The following is a 494-nucleotide window of genomic DNA, read 5'->3' as shown; positions in this document are numbered from 1 at the left end:
CGCGCGGGTGACCAGGTGGGCTGTGAGCTGGTCGAGGAGCTGACCCTTGAAGCGCCGCTCGTCCTTCCCGAACGAGGCGGCGTCGCCGTTCAGTTGAGCGTTGGACCCCTCAACGAAGACGACGGCCTGAGGACCGTGCAGCTCTACTCGCGCACACGCGACGACGAGGTGTGGACGCGGCATGCGAGTGGTGTGCTGGCGTCGTCGCCGTCGGGTGGGGTGTCGGGTGAGGGGTTGGTGGAGTGGCCTCCTGCGGGTGCGGTGGCTGTTGATCTGGGTGGGTTCTACGAGGGCTTGGAGTATGGGCCTGCGTTCCAGGGGCTTCGGGCGGCGTGGCGGCGTGGGGATGAGGTGTTTGCCGAGGTCGCCGTTGATGAGGTGGCGGGGTTTGGGCTGCATCCGGTGTTGCTGGACTCGGCCCTGCACGCCATCGGCCTCGGCGACTACTTCTCCGACACCGGGCGTTTGCCGTTCGCCTGGTCGGGCGTCTCGCT

Annotated in this window: 1 protein-coding gene and 1 pseudogene; both read left to right on the top strand. The window is 68.0% G+C overall.

Translation table 11 applies throughout. From position 1 onward, the window contains the following. Window positions 1-15 precede the first annotated feature (15 nt). Window positions 16-93 (top strand): annotated as a pseudogene (locus DEH69_RS33710) (hypothetical protein); the annotation flags it as partial. A gap of 168 nt (window positions 94-261) precedes the next feature. Further along, window positions 262-494, top strand: a 233-nt coding sequence (locus DEH69_RS33705; RefSeq protein ID WP_369008278.1) for a polyketide synthase dehydratase domain-containing protein, incomplete at its 3' end; no start/stop codon positions are given.

This window comes from Streptomyces sp. PT12, assembly GCF_003311645.1.
Lineage (GTDB): Bacteria > Actinomycetota > Actinomycetes > Streptomycetales > Streptomycetaceae > Streptomyces.
Note: the sequence above shows the minus strand (reverse complement) of the source record. Positions and strands in the feature narration are given on the sequence as shown.